This is a genomic window from Bacillus sp. NP157 (assembly GCA_018889975.1).
Classification (GTDB): Bacteria; Pseudomonadota; Gammaproteobacteria; order Xanthomonadales; family Rhodanobacteraceae; genus Luteibacter.
On the sequence record CP076546.1, the window covers coordinates 1,112,453 to 1,128,766 of the forward strand.

The window sequence follows — 16,314 nt, forward strand, 5'->3', positions numbered from 1 at the left end:
CCGCTCGCAGCCCACGCTGCGGGCGGCAAGGGCATTCCCGCGGCCGACTTTTTTTGCCATGCACCAGTTCACGGCGATTGACGCCAGCGAGCGGATGTACTTTCATCGGGCTCTTACAATCTCGCGACTATCTTTCGACGAATGATTGAGCCATCCCTACAGGCCCGCCTCGATGCCTTGATGGCTCGGGGCGGGCGCCGCCTCCTCGGCATCGCCGGTCTTCCCGGTTCTGGAAAGTCCACCCTCGTATCGCAACTCCTCGCGACCTGCGGCGACCTCGCCGTGAACGTCCCGATGGATGGGTTCCACCTCGCCAATGCGGAGCTGGAGCGGCTGGGCCGCGCCAACCGCAAGGGAGCTCCCGACACCTTCGACGCAAACGGTTACGTGGCGTTGCTGCGGCGGCTGCGTTCGCCGGTGGAAGGCGAGACGGTGTACGCGCCTGCATTCCATCGCGAGATCGAAGAGCCGATCGCCGGTGAAATCGCCGTGCCCTCCGACACCCGCCTGGTCATCACCGAAGGCAATTACCTGCTGATGGAAGAAGGCGCATGGCGCGACGTGCGTCCCTTGCTGGACGAAGTCTGGTTCGTGGACGTCGACGATGCGCAACGGCTGAAGCAACTCCTTGAAAGGCACGTGCAGTTCGGCCGCACGCGCGAAGAAGCGGCGGCCTGGATCGAAAGCAGTGACGAACCGAACGCCCGGCGCATCGCCGCCACGGCGCATCTCGCGGATTTCCGCGCACGAACCCTTCCGCTGGAGGCTGCATGAGCGCCGTTACTTCCCCATCCACCGCTGGCGTCGACGCCACGCCGAGTACCGGCCTGGTCGTCGGCATCATCACGATTGCCGCGCTGGGCGGCCTGTTGTTCGGCTACGACACGGGCGTCATCGGCGTGGCCTTGCTCGGCCTCGGCCGACAGTTCGCCCTGGACGACACCACCAAGCAGCTCGTTACAGGCGCGATCATCTTCGGCGCCCTGTTCGGTTGCCTCGCCACCGGCCCACTGTCGGATCGCTGGGGTCGCCGGCGCATGGTCATCTTCGTCGGCGTGCTGTTCGCGCTGGGCTCGATCGCATCGGCGATGGCGCCGTCGGTGGGCTGGCTGATCGCCGCGCGCTTCCTGCTCGGCCTCTCGGCCGGCAGCTCGACGCAGATCATCCCGGTCTACATCGCCGAGGTTTCGCCGCCGAAGCATCGCGGCAAGATGGTGGTGCTGTTCCAGTTCATGGTGGTGTTCGGCATCACCGTGGCGTATTTCACCGGCTTTGCGCTGGGTGAGCACTGGCGCTGGATGTTTGGCCTGGGCGTCATCCCCGCGCTGATCCTGCTGGCTGGCATGGTGTTCCTGCCCGAGAGCCCGCGCTGGCTGGTGGCCGAGCGTCGCACGGAGGAAGCCTTCAAGGTGCTGGAGCGCGTGCGTGGCAACGCCACCGCCGCCCGCGCCGAAATCGCCGAGATCGAGACCGTCGCCGAGAAGGAACCGTCGGGCAGCTGGAAGGACCTCACCAAGCCGTGGATCCGTCCGGCGGTGGTGGTCGGCGCCTGCATCTCGATGTTCTCGCAGATCACCGGCAACAACGCACTGATTTACTACGCACCGACGATCCTGACCAAGGCCGGCTTCTCCGACGAGGCCGCGGTGCTGGGTACCGGTGCGAGCACCGTGCTCGTCGTGGTGATGACGGTGATCGGCAGCTTCCTCGTCGACAAGATCGGCCGCCGCACCTACCTGCTGTGGATGATCCCCGGCTCGATCGTCGCGCTGATCGCGATGGGCTTCCTGTTCCAGGGCGCCGGCCCCACCACCGATGTCAGCCGTTGGGCCACGGTCGCCTGCCTGGCCGCGTACATGATGCTCAACTGCGGCGGCTTCGGCGTCTGCATCTGGCTGATCAATGCCGAGGTGTACCCGCTGTTCGTCCGCGGCAAGGGCGCGAGCCTGGGCGCCTTCAGCCACTGGATCTTCGACCTCATCGTGACCCTGACCACGCTGTCGCTGGTGACCGCACTCGGCGCCACGCATACCTTCTGGCTCTACGGCGCGATTTCGGTGGTGGCGCTGGTCTACGTCTACTTCCTGGTCCCCGAAACCATGGGCAAGAGCCTGGAAGAGATCGAACACGAACTCCGCGAAAACCGCTTCTACCCATTCCAGAAAAAGCGCCTGGCCACGCAGCACTGATCGTGAAGGTCGGGGCCGGGGAGTACCCGGTCCCGACACGTCTTCACATCTGCCTGCTCAAGCTTGCCGCGAGGCGGCCGTTAACCCTGGTGAAGCCACAGATTCCCAGGGGATACCCATGTCGCAGCAGCCTTCCGACGCCCGCGAACCGCGTGCCATTGCCGCGGTCGCCCGCCGCGCCGACCTCATCGTGAAGGGCACGGTCGTGCTCGCTCTTGCCTGGGTGGTCGTGCGCCTGCTGGCCCACGCCATCTAAGACGGGCTGATGCCTGGTCAGGCTGGGTCGGTTGCACCGGCCCGGTCCAGCGCGGCCTCGAGTTCGGCGACGCTGAACGGCTTGATGATCTTCACGACGCCTTCGGGCGTGCCTTCGAGCGACTCGTAAGGGTCCGCCAGCATCACCACCACGCCCATGCCCGGGTTCTCCTCGCGGGCGACGGCGAGGTACGCACCGACCCGGCTTTCGCCCGGGGCAGGCACGGCGGCAACGAGGAAATCCACCCGCGCCTGGGCCAGGGCCAGCTCCGCACCACCGGCATGCGTCGTGGCGACGACCACGACGTAGTGGCGCATGCGCAGGCATTCGGCCACCGTGGCGGCAAGGTCCGGGCGCGGCTCGACGATGATGGCGACTTTGGAGCGAAAGATCGCTGGCATGGATAGCTCCGTGGTGTCAGCGCATTTTACCCCGCTCGCCGGTCAGCGCCAGCCGAGCGCCGGCGCCACGTGCTTGATGATCGATTCGATGAGGTGCACGTTGTAGTCGACCCCGAGCTGGTTGGGCACCGCCAACAGCAGCGTATCGGCCTCGGCGATGGCCTGGTCGGCTTTCAGTTCGGCGACCAGCGTCTCGGGTTCCGCGGCATAGGTGCGACCGAACACCGCTTCCATGTTGTCGATGAAGCCGACCTGGTCGCTGCTCTTGCTGCGGCCGAAGTAGGCGTGGTCCTGGTCGTTCATCAGCGGGAAGATCGAGCGCAATACCGACACACGCGGTTCGCGCGCATGGCCGGCCTCGGCCCACGCGCTGCGATAGGCGCGCATCTGCCTCGCCTGTTGCACATGCAGGGGCTCGTTGGTTTCGTTCGCCTTGAGCGTCGAACTCTGCAGGTTCATGCCCATCTTCGCCGCCCATACGGCGGTGGCGTTCGACGCCGAACCCCACCAGATCCGCTCGCGCAGCCCTGGTGCATGCGGCTCCAGGCGTAGCAGGCCCGGCGGGTTGGGAAACATCGGGCGTGGATTGGGCGCGGCGAAGCCTTTCCCATCGAGCAGCTTGAGGAAGACTTCGGCGTGGCGCCGGCCCATGTCGGCTTCGCTCTCGTCGTCCGCCGGGGCATAGCCGAAGTGGCGCCAGCCTTCGATCACCTGCTCGGGCGAGCCGCGGCTGATGCCGAGCTGCAGTCGTCCGTGGCTGATCAGGTCGGCGGCGCCGGCCGTCTCCAGCATGTAGTAGGGGTTCTCGTAACGCATGTCGATGACACCCGTGCCGATCTCGATGCGGCTGGTGCGTGCGCCGATGGCCGCCAGCAGCGGGAAGGGCGACGACAGCTGGTTCGCGAAGTGGTGCACGCGAAAGTAAGCGCCGTCGGCGCCGATGGCCTCGGCAGCGACGGCGAGGTCGATCGATTGCAGGAGCACATCCTGCGCCGTACGCGTACCCGAGTGGGGCGAGTCGGTCCAATGGCCGAACGAGAGGAAGCCGATGCGTTTCATGAGCGGTCCTTACTGCGTGGTGCAGTGGAATATCCGCCTAGGATGCGCCGGCCAGGCGCCTGTCGTCCAACCGCGGGCGGCGCTGGGAGATCCAGGTGCTGCAGGCCTCGGGGTCCTCCTCCCATTTGTTCGCCGTCTTGTGGAAGACGAGCAGGGCGCCATCGCCGCACAGGCCACCGCAGACGAACGAATATTCGACCACGGCCGCCGTGTGGCCTTCGTTGAACGAGATGGCGGACAGCGTGAACAGGCCATGGGCAAAGCCGGCTTTGACTGCATCGTCGACCGCCTTGTCCCTGGCGATCAGTGCGCCCCGGGCGGCCGGGCGCCAGCGCTTTGTGTCGATGAAGCGTAGCTGCTTGTCGTCGCCGAGCAGGTCGGCGAGGTTGGCGACCGTGTAACTGGAATGGTGGAGCATCGCCTTCAGGCTCGCATCGTCCTTGCAACCGAGGGGTTCATGCGTGCTGGCCGCGCGAGGCTTCCCGGCTTGTTTCGCGACATTCATCGGGCGTTTTACGTCGCTGGCCCAATGCGCGAGGACCGCCTTGTAAATGGCGGTGGCATCGGCGCGGGACGCCGCGTCGTCGGCGGCGAAAGCGTGGCTGCCGAGCAGGCAGGTGCCGATGGCGGCGAGGAGCCGTGCATGTGGTTTCATTCCCTGTTCCCCCTCCTGCTGTCGGAAGATCATACGACGGGGGTTCGGTGCGGCAAGGGTAGGCGCCACCGTTAGCCGGCGGCCGTGGCAGAATCGGTCCCCGACACCGGTGGGGTGCGCGGGCTCAGGGAGATGCGCTTGGCTACGTGGAAGGGAAGGGGGATGCCGCGGTTCGCCTGGCTGGTCACGGCGTGGTTCTGCCTGGGCCCAGCGCATGCCGCCACGCCGCCAGCGTGGAAGGCGCAGGCCGACGCCGTCGTCGCTGCGCTGCCCGCGAACGCGCCTGGCGCAAGCATTGCCGTCGTCGATCATGGCCGGGTGGTGTACGAAAGCGCACGAGGCCTGGCCAGCGTCGAGCTGAACGTGCCACTGACGCCGGCGAGCGTGCTGCGCATCGGCTCGCTGACGAAGACCGTGACGGCCGCCACGGTGATGCGCCTGGTTTCGCAGGGCAAGCTCGGCCTCGATGCACCGATCGCCCGCTGGCTTCCCGACTTTCCGCATGCGGACCAGATCACGACCAGGCAGTTGCTGTCGCACACCTCGGGTGTCAGCGATAGATGGACCGCACCCCTCGCCGAGCCGCTGGATACAGCGGGCCGCCTGAAGCTGATCGCCGCGACGCCGCTGGACTTCGCGCCCGGCACCGACTGGCGTTACAGCAACTCCGGTTACATGGTGCTCGGTGCCATCATCGAGAAGGTGACCGGCAAGCCCTGGGCCGACGCCGAGCGCGAACTTGCCGTTGCGCCGCTGGGCATCGACGGCGTGGCCTACCATGGCGACGCGGATGTCGTCGCGCGCTTCGCGACCGGATATACCCTCAACGACGGCGGTAAAGTGGCGAAGCCGATCCTGTACTCCATCACGGGCCCCGGTGCCGCGGGGGCGTTGTCCGCCACGGCGTCCGGCATGGGCCGCTGGCTGCACGGACTCGCTACCGACAAGGCATTCGGACCAGGCATCTTCGCGTCGATGTCCACCCCCGCCCGGATCGGCGACGTCGAACTGCCCTATGGGCTGGGCATGGTGCCCGGCCAGGTGCAGGGCGTGGCAGTCTCCGAGCATAGCGGCGGCATCGAAGGCTATCTCGCTTATTACGTCTACGTGCCGTCCACCGATCTGGCCGTGGTGGTGCTGGAGAACTCCGATGCACCGGCGATGCAGGCACGTTCGCTGGCGCGACGTCTCGCCGCACTGGCCCTGGGCAAGCCGTATCGAACGCTCGTGGCGCAGGCGTGGAGTGCATCGCAACTGCAAGGGATCGCTGGAAGCTATGCGATTCCCGGCGGCGGCATGCATGTGATCGAGGTGCGCGACGGCGCGGCATGGATACATCGCGACAACGGCCCGCCGAAGCGACTGGCTACCTGCGCGGATGACACCCTGGCCTACACGGGCGATGGGATCGCGTATCTGCGCGTGATGCGCGATGCGAAGGGTGCCGCTACCGGCATCGATTTCCATGATGACGGTGTGGAGCAGGGGCGGCGGGAGGGTAGGGTTCTGGACGCCGGTCGGTGAGCCACACAATGGCGTGTAGGGCTCTGCCGCGACCTGCTGTAGGGGACGCCGATTTGCGAATCATCCTATATACGTTGGCAAGCAATACTGCGACGTTGCGCCTGACGACAATCTTGTGTGATCGCAATGCATATACAGCCAACTAGGTACGACAAGCTGCTCACTCTCTCTTGCGGTGGCCAAAGCCCTGCCGAGTGCAAAATCGAAACGACGTTCGACGGTTTCCTCAATCGACGGTTCTTCGTCATGACTGCGAAGGATTTCGACGCCTTTACCGATCTACTGCAAAGTCCTCCTTCCCCAGGACCGAAGCTGCGCGACCTCCTGAGCCGCATGCCAGTGTGGAAGAAATGACGACCTAGGAGGCCGTGCTCACGCCTGACCTTCATATGCCGATGGGCGAAACATGCGGATGAGGCTGCCCGGTGTCCCCGGACCGAACATGGTCTCCTGCAATTCCTGTGCCTCCCGAGCGGCGATATCGCTGCGGCGAAACATCGCGGCCTCGTAGTGGGCGAGGGCGGCTTCGGTGTCGCCGGGGTGGGCGGCAAGCGCTTCGCCGAGTTCCGCACCATCGAGCATGGCGAGGTTCGCGCCTTCGCCTGACGGTGCCATGAGGTGCGCGGCATCGCCCAGGAGAGTGACGCCCGGCACGCGTTCCCAGCGTAGCCCGATCGGCAGTTCGAAGATGCGACGCAGGGCGGGTGGTGTTTCGCCATCGGTGATGAGCGCGGTCAGGGACGGGGCCCAGCCTTCGAATTCCGCAGCGATCGTGGCGAGCGCGTCCTGGCCCTGCGTGAAGTCGATCGCGTCGAACCACGCCGACGGCTTATGCAGCGCGACATAGGTATGCAGCACGCCACCGGGTTCGCGATGGGCCAGGATGCCTTTGCCGGGAGCCAGCGCGAACATCGAGCCACCGCCGACGGCCTCCGCGCTCGCGGCGTGGCGTTCGTCCGCGTCGTGCAGATACGTCTCCACATAAGCCTTGCCCGTGTACGTGGGTGCGACATGCGTGAGCAACGGCCGGACCTTCGACCATGCACCATCGGCGCCGACGACCAGGTCGGTGGTAACCGAGGATCCATCGGCGAACACAAGTCGGTGACGCCCCCCGCCGGCGGCCTCGACGGATGCGAGCTTGTGGTTCCAGCGGACGGTGTTCGCGGGGAGGGCGTCGAGCAGTATCCGGCGCAACTCGCCGCGCGGTACTTCCGGACGGCCGCCCGTTCCATCGTCCGGGTCTTCGAACAAGAGCCTTCCATCCGTGCCCAGCCCGCGCGTGGCCTGGCCGCCGGGATGGATGATCTCCACGAAGGCGTCGTACAGCCCTGCGGCCTTCAGCGCGACCTGTCCGTTGAAGTCGTGGATGTCGAGCATGCCGCCCTGGGACCTGGCGTCGGCCGACGCGTCGGCCTCGAAAAGGATGGCTTCGATGCCGTGGACGTGGAGGACGCGGGCAAGCGTCAGGCCGCCGAGACCGGCGCCGATGATGGCGATGGGTGTATGCATGGCTGAGACCAGTGGAACGATGTTCCATTAATCTTGGAACGTCGTTCCAGTTGTGTCAATATGCCGGCATGGCACGCACCCAGAAACCCACGCCGCGTCGCGACGCATCGCTGTCCCGCGAAAGCATCGTCGACGCATCGATCGAATTGCTCGACGCGAGCGGCGAAGCGGGCCTGACCTTCCGCGCGCTGGCCGAGCGGCTCGCCACGGGTGCGGGCGCCATCTACTGGCACGTCGCCAACAAAAGCGACCTGTTGACCGCCGCGTGCGATGCCGTAGTGGCGCGGACGCTCGACGCGTCGCCGGAAGCGAAGACACCGGCAGCGTCGATCCGGGCCGTCGCGCTGGGGATGTTCGATGCCATCGATACCCATCCATGGGTCGGCGCCGCGCTGAACCAGGCGCCGGGAAAGCTGCCCATCGTCCGCATTCTCGAGCGCATCGGCCAGCAGTTGCAGGCGCTCGGCGTACCGAAGCGAGCGCAGTGGTCGACGGCATCCGCCCTGTTGCACTACATCCTCGGCGTCGCGGGCCAGAACGCGGCGAACGCCCAGTCTGGCCGGGCGATGGAAGCCGATCGCGAAGCGATGCTCGAATCGGTCGCCGGCGAGTGGCTGGCGCTCGACCCAGCCGACTATCCGTTCACCCGCAGCATGGCGGCGACCTTGAGTACCCACGACGACCGCGCGGACTTCGTCGCAGGTATCGATCTGATCCTGAGTGGGTTGAGCCGCAGCTGACCAGGTTCGTCACTCTGCGAGGCGTTGGTTTCTTTATGTGGAAAGCGCATACAGGCGTAGCGACGCGCCGCACAGGCACCACGCGGCACAGAAAATTGGGCTCAACGCCATTCTGCGAAACGTGCGACTAGGGGCGCGGCCGCATCGGACTCACAAAAACTAAGGGCCCCGAAGGGCCCTTAGTTACGCCGGAAGCTCTTTTGAATCCCACTCTGGGTGAGGACCTTCGTTGAAGGCGGCAGGGCCTCTCATCACCGGCTCGAGGTTCCTGTAGGAAAGTCTCTTGCGAGCGTCTCCGCTGTCGATGTTAGCGGCTAGCAGGGGCGATGACAACGCGAAAGTTCGCCTTGTGCGGCCTTGAACCGGACCGGGTATTGGCGGGTGCAGGCCGCCTTGATTGCCGAAAACACATAGGCCCGGCACTGGCGGCGGGGACGTTGCGTCTTTAGCCTCCACCGGCAGGCGACCCTCCGGGCCGCAGGGGAAATTGCGATGGAGGATCGACCGAAGGATTGGGTGCGGCGACAGGCTGGTACTGCCCTCGTCTATATGCTGGCCTTTCCGCTCATCGCGGTCGGCTGGCGGCTGGCCGAGCGCCACCTGTCGGACTACTTCCCGGCGAAGCTCGTGACCTACGACTCCGAGCTCATCGTGCTCAGTGGGACCCCGGAACCGCAGCCCGGCGGTCGCACGGTGCTTGTGCTGGATCGAAGCGTGGGTGCGCAGTCGGTGACGCCGAAGCGGAACGAGGTTGTCGAGCGCAACCAGGATCGGGTGGAAATCGTCGGCGTCGACGGACTGATCCCGAGCGGCACGCGGCATGTGCAGTTGGCGGGCACCCTTCGGCATAGCGACGGTAGCGCGGCACTTACGCCGCTGATCCTCGATGCCAGCGCGCTCCACGAATCGTACCGTTCGCGATGAGTACACATCCCGACATGGCCAAGGCTGGCCCGAACGAGGCGCGGCACCCGGCGCGCAACGCGGTGATCCTCCTGATGGCTGTCGCTGGCGTCCTCGGTAGCCTGCTTGTAGCCGACCAGCTGACCGACATCATCCGCCCCAAGCCGCTGGCTTACGACACCCAGCTCGTGGTGCTGCATGGCACGGTGTCCGTGGGAGGCGACCAGCCCTTCATCCTCCGCCTGGACCATCCGATCGACGTCGACTCCCGCGGGCCCGGGTCGGTTGGCCCGCCGTTGCGTGACGTGGACCATGTCGCGTTATCGGGTCGCATGGCATTGCCGGTCACCGGAAAGCCCCTGCTGCTGGATATCTCGGGCACCCTTCACTACGACGGCACCCCAGGCGCGCCGATGGTCCTTCGGGTCACCCCGGTCCAGCCATCGGCATGAGCCTTCGGGGCGCGCGAGGCAACTCGCAGCGACCCGATGGGCCATGAAGCCCGGGCCCACGTGAACCACGGTCGTCGCAGGCCCGACGAGGCCTGCACGAGGCCTGCACTGCCGATTACGCATCGTGGCGGTTCTACGGAGGACTGCCCATGACCGACGCTTCAAGCCGCCAGCCCGCCGTGAATGAGGGCCGGCCGTTCCCACGCGGCGCCCATTTCGATGGCGAGGGGACCAATTTCGCGCTGTTTTCCGCGCATGCCACGCGCGTGGAGCTGTGCCTGTTCGACGACGAGGGCAACGAAACGCGGGTGAACCTGCCCGAATACACCGACGAGGTGTGGCACGGTTACCTGCCGGACGTGAAGCCGGGCCAGCAATATGGGTACCGCGTGCATGGTCCTTATGAGCCGGCGCAGGGCCATCGCTTTAATCCGAACAAGCTGCTGATCGACCCGTATGCCCGCGAACTCGCCGGCGACCTGGTCTGGCGCGACGAACTGTTCGGCTACACGATCGGACACGCCGACGGCGACCTCAGCTATGACGAACGCGACAGCGCCCCGTACGTACCGAAGGCCGTCGTGGTCGAGGAAGACTACGACTGGCAGGGCGACGCGCGCCTGCAGCGGCCATGGGACGAGACCGTCATCATGGAAACCCACGTGCGCGGCTATACCATGCGCCACGATGCGGTGGCCGAGGCCGTGCGCGGCACGTTCGAAGGCTTCGCCAGCGATGCCGTGACCGACTACGTCCGGTCGCTCGGCATCACGGCGGTGGAATTCCTGCCGATCCACGCCTACGCCGACGACCAGCACCTGCTCGAAGACGGACGGCGCAACTACTGGGGTTACAACACGCTGGCGTTCTTCGCCATCAAGCGGCGTTACCTCGCCAGCGGCCACCGCAACGAATTCCGCGACACGGTGCGCGCACTGCACGCGAAGGGGCTGGAGGTCATCCTCGACGTCGTCTACAACCACACCGCCGAAGGCAGCGAACTGGGTCCGACCCTGTCGTTCCGCGGCATCGACAACGCGTCGTACTACCGGCTGGCCGAGGATCCGCGTTACTACATCAACGACACCGGCACCGGTAACACGCTGAACGTCTCGCACCCGCGGGTGATCCAGCTGGTGACCGATTCGCTGCGTTACTGGGTGGAAGAGATGCACGTCGATGGCTTCCGCTTCGATCTCGCCACCATCCTCGGGCGCGAACCCAGCGGCTTCGACCAGCGTGGCGGCATCCTCGACGCCGTGGCGCAGGATCCCTTGCTGGCCACCGCCAAGCTGATCGCGGAACCCTGGGATTGCGGCCCGGGTGGCTATCAGGTCGGCCACTTCCCGCCGGGCTGGGCGGAGTGGAACGATCGCTTCCGCGACGACATGCGTGCCTTCTGGAAGGGCGACGAAGGCCTGCTCAGCGCCTTCGCCACTCGTCTCACCGGCTCGGCCGACTTCTTCAACAAGCGTGGCCGGCGGCCGTGGGCCAGCGTGAACTTCATCACCGCGCATGACGGCTTCACGCTCGGCGACCTGGTCAGCTACAACGAGAAGCACAACGAAGCGAACGGCGAAGACAACCGCGACGGCTCGGACAACAACCATTCGTGGAACGGTGGCGCGGAAGGCCCGACCGACGACGAAGGCATCGTGGCGCTGCGCGAGCGGCAGATGCGTAACCTGCTTGCGACGTTGTTCCTGTCCAAGGGCACGCCGATGCTGCTGGCCGGCGACGAGCGCGCGCAGACCCAGGGCGGCAACAACAACACCTATGGCCAGGACAGCGAGATCGCCTGGATCGACTGGAACCGCGATCCCACCGATGGGCGCCTGACCCAGTTCGTCCGCGACGTGCTGGCCGTGCGCGAGCGCTTCCCGCTGCTGACGCGCTCGCGTTTCCTCGATGGACGTTTCAACGAACCCTCCGGCGTCGCCGACTTCGCGTGGTTCGCCCCGGATGGCAGTGAGATGACTGAAGAGCACTGGCAACCGGCGGCGCGTTCGCTGGCGCTGGTGGTCGACGGCCGCTCGCCGAAGACGGCCGTGTCCGGCCGCGGCACCGACACCACCGTGCTGGTCGTGGTCAATGCGTGGGAGGAGGGCGTGGAGTTCACCCTGCCGGCCCGCGACGACTGCGTGGGCTGGCAGCTGGCGTTGTCGTCGGCCCCCGAACTGGACGCGGACCTGGCGGTGAAGGGCGGCGAGTCGTTCATCTGCCCGCCGCGCTCGCTGAATGTCTTCGCCTGCAACGTGGCGCTGGCCGCGGGGTAGGGCATACGGGCATCATGGTCGACGAGGGAACATGCCTTGCAGGGGGGCAGATGAGGGTTCCAGTGGTGTACGTGCATGGCTTCATCGGCCATCTGCGCCTGGACGAGCTGAAGGAAGGCCTGGACGGGGAGGACGTATTCCGCCCCGACCTGGCCGGCTATGGCGTGTTCGCCTCGCGCGGCACCTCGGCGATGTCGATCGCCGACCAGGCCCGGCACCTCGCCGCGTGCATCGAGGCGGACATCGGGCGCATCCCCGCCGTGATCGTCGGTCATTCGGCCGGCGCGGCAGTGGTGATGCGCTACGCGAAGGCATACCCGGAGCGGGTGGCGGCCATCGTCAGCGCCGAGGGCAACCTTGCCCCCAGCGATGCCTTCCTGTCGTCACGCCTGGCACCGATGTCCAGCGCCGAGGTGGTGGCGTGGCTCGACAAGGCGCGCGAGAACCCAGCCGGCCTGGTCACCAGCGACGGCAAGCGGATGACCGGCGTGCCGTTGCAACGGATGACCGACTGGCTGCACCACCAGCCGGCCAGCGTGATCCACGCCGCGGCGCGGGCGGTGCTCGCGGAGACCCTGCGGCCCGATTACCCGGCCGACGTGCAGGCGATCGCCGCGCGTATCCCCACGTTCCTGATCGCCGGGGAGCGCACCCCCGAGGCCATGCGCATGCCGCCGAGCCTGCGCGAACTGGCCGCCGGAACGTTCGTGATCAGGGACACCGGCCACGTCATGGTGCTCGAGGCGCCCGGCGAGGTCGCGCGCTGCGTCTCCCAGGTGGTGGCGTGGGTCCGCGACAGGGCCGTGCAAGACGGCCCATGAGCCGTCCGGCCTGATAGGGCGCCACGGGTTGCAGGACGTTCGATGAAACCGAACGTCCACGTCGGCAGGCCGGGACGTCTTCCGGCCGCTCGCCGCGCAGCATACCCAGCAACCCAACCTGCTGGAGAAACACCATGAATCGCTTCGAAGGTAAGAACGTCCTCGTCACCGGTGGCACCAGTGGCATCGGCCTGGCCGTGGCCAAGGCCTTCATCGACGAAGGCGCCCGCGTCGTCGTCACCGGCCGCGACCCGGCCGGCATCGAGCGCGCCACCGCGGCGCTGGGCGGCAACGCGATCGTCGTCCGCAACGACGCCGGCTCGGTAGCCGAGGCCCGCGCGCTGGCGGCGACCGTCGCGGAGAAAGGCCTGCGCCTGGATGCCATCTTCATCAACGCCGGCGCCGCGAAGTTCGCCTCGCTGGCCGAAGTGGACGAGGCGCTGTGGGACCTCAGCTTCGACACGAACGTGAAAGGCGCCTACTTCCAGCTGCAGGCCCTGCTGCCGCACCTGAACCAGGGCGCGTCGATCGTGCTCAACGGTTCGATCAATGCGCACATCGGCATGCCTGGCTCATCGGTGTATGCGGCGACGAAGGCTGCGCTGATCTCGCTGGCCCGCACGCTGTCGGCGGAACTGATCCCGCAGGGCGCCCGCGTCAACGTGGTCAGCCCGGGCCCGATCGAGACGCCACTGTACGGCAAGCTCGGCATGGACGAGGCGACCCTGAAGGAGACCGCCGCGGGCATCCTTGCCCAGGTGCCGGTCGGCCGTTTCGGCCGCGCGGAAGAAGTCGCCGCCACGGTGCTGCACCTCGCGTCACCGGAATCGGCCTTCATCGTCGGCACCGAAATCATCATCGACGGCGGCATGAGCCAGCTGTGAGGTGATGGCGCGTTTCACGTAACGTGGGGCGCGCGTTGATATCGCCTTGCGCAAGGTAAGACTTGCCGCAAGGCGATGACCTGGCGGGGAGACGGTCCAAGCATGAAACCCGCGCCACAACCCCCTGCGTTGAAACGCTACCTCCTGTCGGCCGTCGATGGCTTCGGCGACGACGAGTTGATGACCCGTGCGGCGGCCCTCGCGTTTTACGCGGCGCTGTCGATCGCGCCGTTGCTGCTGCTCCTGGTCTGGACGCTGTCCTTGCTGGATCCCAGCCTGGAGGGCCAGCTGGCCGACGCGCTGCGCAGCATGGTCGGCGACAAGGCGGCCGAGGCGCTGCAGGTGGTCATCCAGAGCGCGCACGAACATCCCAAGCTCGGCCACATCGCCGGGCTCGTTGGCCTGGGTGTCACGCTGTTCAGTGCATCGGCGGTGTTCGCCCAGTTGCAGGGCACGCTCAATCGGGTGTGGCGGGTGAAGCCCAAGCCGGGCGCCGCCGTCGGTGCGTGGCTGCGCGCGCGGGCCAAGGCCTTCGCCCTGCTCGGCGGCGTCGCGTTCCTGCTGATCATTTCGTTCGTCATCAGCGCGCTGATCCAGGGCATCTTCGATGGCGAAGGCACCGGCTGGACGGTCACCAAGTACATCGTCTCCGTGTTCGTGTTCGCGCTCGCCTTCACGCTGATGTTCCGCGTGTTGCCGGATGCCGCGATCGACTGGAGCGAAGCGCTGATCGGCGCCGTACTGACCACGGGATTGTTCCTCGCCGGTGAATTCGTCATCGGCCTTTACGTCACCCACAGCAATGTCGGCGGGGCGTATGGCCCGGCGGGCGCTTTCGTCGTCCTGCTCACGTGGACCTATTACTCGTCGATCATCGTGCTGCTCGGCGCGGAGCTCACCCGGATCGTGGCCGAAGCGCGCGGCAAGCCGATCCGGCCCGACGCGCACGCGGTGGAGATCGCACCCGCACCGGCGGAGATCGGCAGGCCGGCAGGCGACGGCTTCGCCGCGCGCCGACGCGTCCGCGCCAACGGCCGCCGCAGCAGCGTCGCCCAGCCCCTGGCCGCCAGCGCTGCGCTACTCACCGCCGGCGTCGTCGTCGGCCTCCTCACCCGCCGCCCCCGCCCCAAACACCTGTAGGAGCGCGCCCGCGCGCGACCACCAGATTCCCCCAGGAAACATCCCCCAGGAAACATCCCCCAAGAAACATCCCCCAAGACGCTCCCCCAAAGGACCCCAGCGCCCACCCCATGCCCCTGCTCCCCTGGCTCCTGCTCATCGGCGCGCTGCTCCTCCTGACCTCGTTCCTCTCAGGATGGATCCACCGTGGCCCGGTCACGACCTTCGCCATCTTCCTCGCCGTCGGCGTCATCGTCGGCCCGGGCGTGCTCGGCCTCGCCTCGCTGGGATTCACCACCGAGCATGTCCATTGGCTGAGGCTCGCTTCCGAAGCCGCGCTCGTCGTCTCGCTTTTCATCACCGGCCTGAAATTACGCATCGGACTGCATGACCGTGCCTGGCGCATGGCCTTCCGGCTCGCCTTGCCGGGCATGGTCCTCACTGCGGCGGGCGTGGCCCTCGTCGCACGCTGGCTTCTCGGCTGGGACTGGCCGTGGTCGCTCGCGCTCGCCGCCATGGTCAGTCCGACCGATCCCGTGCTCGCGGCGCTGGTCTCGGTGGACGATGCACGCGACGACGATCCGTTGCGGCTGTCGCTGTCCGCAGAAGCTGGCCTCAACGACGCCACCGCGCTGCCGCTGCTCCTGCTTGCCTTGCCCTTGATGGCGAGCGGCGTCGGTTTCGGCGACGTGGGCGTCCACTGGGCCCTCGTCGACGTGGCCTGGGGTTTCGGCGGCGGACTGCTGATCGGCCTCATCGGCGGGGCAGGGCTTGGCTATCTCGGTGCGCGCCTGCGGCATGCATCGAAGGACGTCGCGCCAAGTGACTTCTTCGCGCTCGGCATCATGCTGGTGGTGTACGCGCTGTGCGAGATGGTCGGCGCATCGGCCTTCCTCGCCGCCTTTGCGTCCGGGGTCGGCTTGCGCTGGGTGGAACGACGGGTCAGTCGCCATGCGCAGGAGGACACGCTCAGGGCGGGTGGCGAAGCATCGCAGGAACCTGCGGAGACCCTGGTCCGACCGAACGAGCGCGCCCGTGCCACGGTGGACCATCCCGCGCAGACCGTTGGCTGGGTGATCTCCGACGCCTTGTCCTTCGGCGAAACGGTGGAGCGCCTGATCGCCTCCATGCTGGTGATGCTGGTCGGGATCGTCGCGCTACCTGCGCTGGGCTGGCCCGCGCTCGGCGTCGCCGTGATGCTGATGCTTATCCTCCGCCCGCTGGCGGTGTGGATCTCCACCATCGGTAGTAGGGTGCCGTGGCAGCGCCGCCTGCTGATCGGCTGGTTCGGCATCCGTGGGCTGGGCACGCTCAACTACCTTGCCTATGGCGTAAGCCACGGGATGTCGGGTCCGCGCGTCGCCGAACTCGAAGGCATCGTGGTCACCGTGGTCGCGGCCAGCATCCTCGCCCACGGCATGTCGGTCACGCCCCTGATGCGCTGGCGTGAGCGCGCCTTGCAACGCCTGCACGAGGCGCGCGGAGCGCCCTAAGGCCGCGGCGCCATGCTAGGCTCGCGCGCT

At 66.9% G+C, this 16,314-nt stretch carries 17 protein-coding genes; 13 read left to right on the forward strand and 4 right to left on the reverse strand.

The features are described 5' to 3' along the window. Nucleotides 1-180: 180 nt before the first annotated feature. From KPL74_04995 to KPL74_05005, 3 genes are all read left to right on the forward strand, one after another. Nucleotides 181-774 carry a nucleoside/nucleotide kinase family protein gene (locus tag KPL74_04995; protein ID QWT21359.1) on the forward strand — a complete coding sequence of 198 codons (594 nt, stop codon included), beginning with the start codon at nucleotides 181-183 and terminating at the stop codon, nucleotides 772-774. Continuing rightward, entirely contained in the window at nucleotides 771-2,189 is a 1,419-nt protein-coding gene (locus KPL74_05000; GenBank protein ID QWT21360.1) for a sugar porter family MFS transporter, read from the forward strand. Before KPL74_04995 ends, KPL74_05000 begins: the two co-directional genes overlap by 4 nt. Nucleotides 2,190-2,307: 118 nt before the next feature. Continuing rightward, nucleotides 2,308-2,445 carry a hypothetical protein gene (locus KPL74_05005; GenBank protein ID QWT21361.1) on the forward strand — a complete coding sequence of 46 codons (138 nt, stop codon included), beginning with the start codon at nucleotides 2,308-2,310 and terminating at the stop codon, nucleotides 2,443-2,445. A gap of 17 nt (nucleotides 2,446-2,462) precedes the next feature. Here KPL74_05005 and KPL74_05010 read toward each other — a convergent pair whose 3' ends face one another. From KPL74_05010 to KPL74_05020, 3 genes are read right to left on the reverse strand one after another with little or no spacing between them, the layout of a single operon-like run. Further along, on the reverse strand, nucleotides 2,463-2,846 hold the full coding sequence (locus tag KPL74_05010) for a hypothetical protein (GenBank protein ID QWT21362.1): 384 nt from the start codon (nucleotides 2,844-2,846) through the stop codon (nucleotides 2,463-2,465). Nucleotides 2,847-2,888: 42 nt separating this feature from the next. Beyond that, nucleotides 2,889-3,905 (reverse strand): LLM class flavin-dependent oxidoreductase, encoded by a 1,017-nt coding sequence (locus KPL74_05015; GenBank protein QWT21363.1) that lies wholly within the window; start codon nucleotides 3,903-3,905, stop codon nucleotides 2,889-2,891. A gap of 37 nt (nucleotides 3,906-3,942) precedes the next feature. Then, nucleotides 3,943-4,560: a hypothetical protein gene (locus KPL74_05020; protein QWT21364.1), complete on the reverse strand. Its 618-nt coding sequence runs from the start codon at nucleotides 4,558-4,560 to the stop codon at nucleotides 3,943-3,945. Nucleotides 4,561-4,722: 162 nt separating this feature from the next. Here KPL74_05020 and KPL74_05025 point away from each other — a divergent pair, with 162 nt between their 5' ends. Both KPL74_05025 and KPL74_05030 read left to right on the forward strand, forming a co-directional pair. Then, on the forward strand, nucleotides 4,723-6,084 hold the full coding sequence (locus KPL74_05025; protein ID QWT21365.1) for a beta-lactamase family protein: 1,362 nt from the start codon (nucleotides 4,723-4,725) through the stop codon (nucleotides 6,082-6,084). Between the two features lie 246 nt (nucleotides 6,085-6,330). Further along, on the forward strand, nucleotides 6,331-6,438 hold the full coding sequence (locus KPL74_05030) for a DUF1778 domain-containing protein (protein QWT21366.1): 108 nt from the start codon (nucleotides 6,331-6,333) through the stop codon (nucleotides 6,436-6,438). Nucleotides 6,439-6,456: 18 nt separating this feature from the next. Here the strand turns inward: KPL74_05030 and KPL74_05035 are convergent, their stop codons facing one another. After that, entirely contained in the window at nucleotides 6,457-7,596 is a 1,140-nt protein-coding gene (locus KPL74_05035; protein ID QWT21367.1) for an FAD-dependent monooxygenase, read from the reverse strand. Between the two features lie 11 nt (nucleotides 7,597-7,607). Between KPL74_05035 and KPL74_05040 the strand changes: the two genes are divergently transcribed. The 8 genes from KPL74_05040 (at nucleotide 7,608) to KPL74_05075 (ending at nucleotide 16,284) form a co-directional block, all read left to right on the forward strand. Further along, nucleotides 7,608-8,336, forward strand: a complete 729-nt coding sequence (locus KPL74_05040) for a TetR family transcriptional regulator (GenBank protein QWT21368.1) — start codon at nucleotides 7,608-7,610, stop codon at nucleotides 8,334-8,336. A 492-nt stretch (nucleotides 8,337-8,828) separates the two neighbouring features. Beyond that, the gene (locus tag KPL74_05045) at nucleotides 8,829-9,260 is read left to right on the forward strand and encodes a hypothetical protein (GenBank protein QWT21369.1); all 432 of its coding nucleotides are present in this window, start codon (nucleotides 8,829-8,831) and stop codon (nucleotides 9,258-9,260) included. Next, on the forward strand, nucleotides 9,257-9,691 hold the full coding sequence (locus KPL74_05050) for a hypothetical protein (GenBank protein ID QWT21370.1): 435 nt from the start codon (nucleotides 9,257-9,259) through the stop codon (nucleotides 9,689-9,691). The genes KPL74_05045 and KPL74_05050 overlap by 4 nt, the downstream gene beginning before the upstream one ends. A 149-nt stretch (nucleotides 9,692-9,840) precedes the next feature. Continuing rightward, nucleotides 9,841-11,967, forward strand: coding sequence for a glycogen debranching protein GlgX (glgX, locus tag KPL74_05055; GenBank protein ID QWT21371.1), 2,127 nt, complete (start codon nucleotides 9,841-9,843; stop codon nucleotides 11,965-11,967). Nucleotides 11,968-12,017: 50 nt separating this feature from the next. Beyond that, on the forward strand, nucleotides 12,018-12,788 hold the full coding sequence (locus tag KPL74_05060) for an alpha/beta hydrolase (protein QWT21372.1): 771 nt from the start codon (nucleotides 12,018-12,020) through the stop codon (nucleotides 12,786-12,788). 134 nt (nucleotides 12,789-12,922) lie between these two features. Beyond that, nucleotides 12,923-13,672, forward strand: coding sequence for an SDR family oxidoreductase (locus KPL74_05065; GenBank protein ID QWT21373.1), 750 nt, complete (start codon nucleotides 12,923-12,925; stop codon nucleotides 13,670-13,672). A gap of 129 nt (nucleotides 13,673-13,801) precedes the next feature. Further along, entirely contained in the window at nucleotides 13,802-14,812 is a 1,011-nt protein-coding gene (locus KPL74_05070; protein QWT21374.1) for a YihY/virulence factor BrkB family protein, read from the forward strand. Nucleotides 14,813-14,922: 110 nt separating this feature from the next. Further along, nucleotides 14,923-16,284 carry a cation:proton antiporter gene (locus KPL74_05075; GenBank protein QWT21375.1) on the forward strand — a complete coding sequence of 454 codons (1,362 nt, stop codon included), beginning with the start codon at nucleotides 14,923-14,925 and terminating at the stop codon, nucleotides 16,282-16,284. The last annotated feature ends 30 nt before the right edge of the window (nucleotides 16,285-16,314 follow it).

Bases quoted from the DNA above. Each gene is read 5' to 3' on its own strand.
- KPL74_04995 (QWT21359.1), top strand. From the start codon at position 181: ATGGCTCGGGGCGGGCGCCGCCTCCTCGGCATCGCCGGTCTTCCCGGT.
- KPL74_05000 (QWT21360.1), top strand. From the start codon at position 771: ATGAGCGCCGTTACTTCCCCATCCACCGCTGGCGTCGACGCCACGCCG.
- KPL74_05005 (QWT21361.1), top strand. From the start codon at position 2,308: ATGTCGCAGCAGCCTTCCGACGCCCGCGAACCGCGTGCCATTGCCGCG.
- KPL74_05010 (QWT21362.1), bottom strand. From the start codon at position 2,846: ATGCCAGCGATCTTTCGCTCCAAAGTCGCCATCATCGTCGAGCCGCGC.
- KPL74_05015 (QWT21363.1), bottom strand. From the start codon at position 3,905: ATGAAACGCATCGGCTTCCTCTCGTTCGGCCATTGGACCGACTCGCCC.
- KPL74_05020 (QWT21364.1), bottom strand. From the start codon at position 4,560: ATGAAACCACATGCACGGCTCCTCGCCGCCATCGGCACCTGCCTGCTC.
- KPL74_05025 (QWT21365.1), top strand. From the start codon at position 4,723: ATGCCGCGGTTCGCCTGGCTGGTCACGGCGTGGTTCTGCCTGGGCCCA.
- KPL74_05030 (QWT21366.1), top strand. From the start codon at position 6,331: ATGACTGCGAAGGATTTCGACGCCTTTACCGATCTACTGCAAAGTCCT.
- KPL74_05035 (QWT21367.1), bottom strand. From the start codon at position 7,596: ATGCATACACCCATCGCCATCATCGGCGCCGGTCTCGGCGGCCTGACG.
- KPL74_05045 (QWT21369.1), top strand. From the start codon at position 8,829: ATGGAGGATCGACCGAAGGATTGGGTGCGGCGACAGGCTGGTACTGCC.
- KPL74_05050 (QWT21370.1), top strand. From the start codon at position 9,257: ATGAGTACACATCCCGACATGGCCAAGGCTGGCCCGAACGAGGCGCGG.
- glgX (QWT21371.1), top strand. From the start codon at position 9,841: ATGACCGACGCTTCAAGCCGCCAGCCCGCCGTGAATGAGGGCCGGCCG.
- KPL74_05060 (QWT21372.1), top strand. From the start codon at position 12,018: ATGAGGGTTCCAGTGGTGTACGTGCATGGCTTCATCGGCCATCTGCGC.
- KPL74_05065 (QWT21373.1), top strand. From the start codon at position 12,923: ATGAATCGCTTCGAAGGTAAGAACGTCCTCGTCACCGGTGGCACCAGT.
- KPL74_05075 (QWT21375.1), top strand. From the start codon at position 14,923: ATGCCCCTGCTCCCCTGGCTCCTGCTCATCGGCGCGCTGCTCCTCCTG.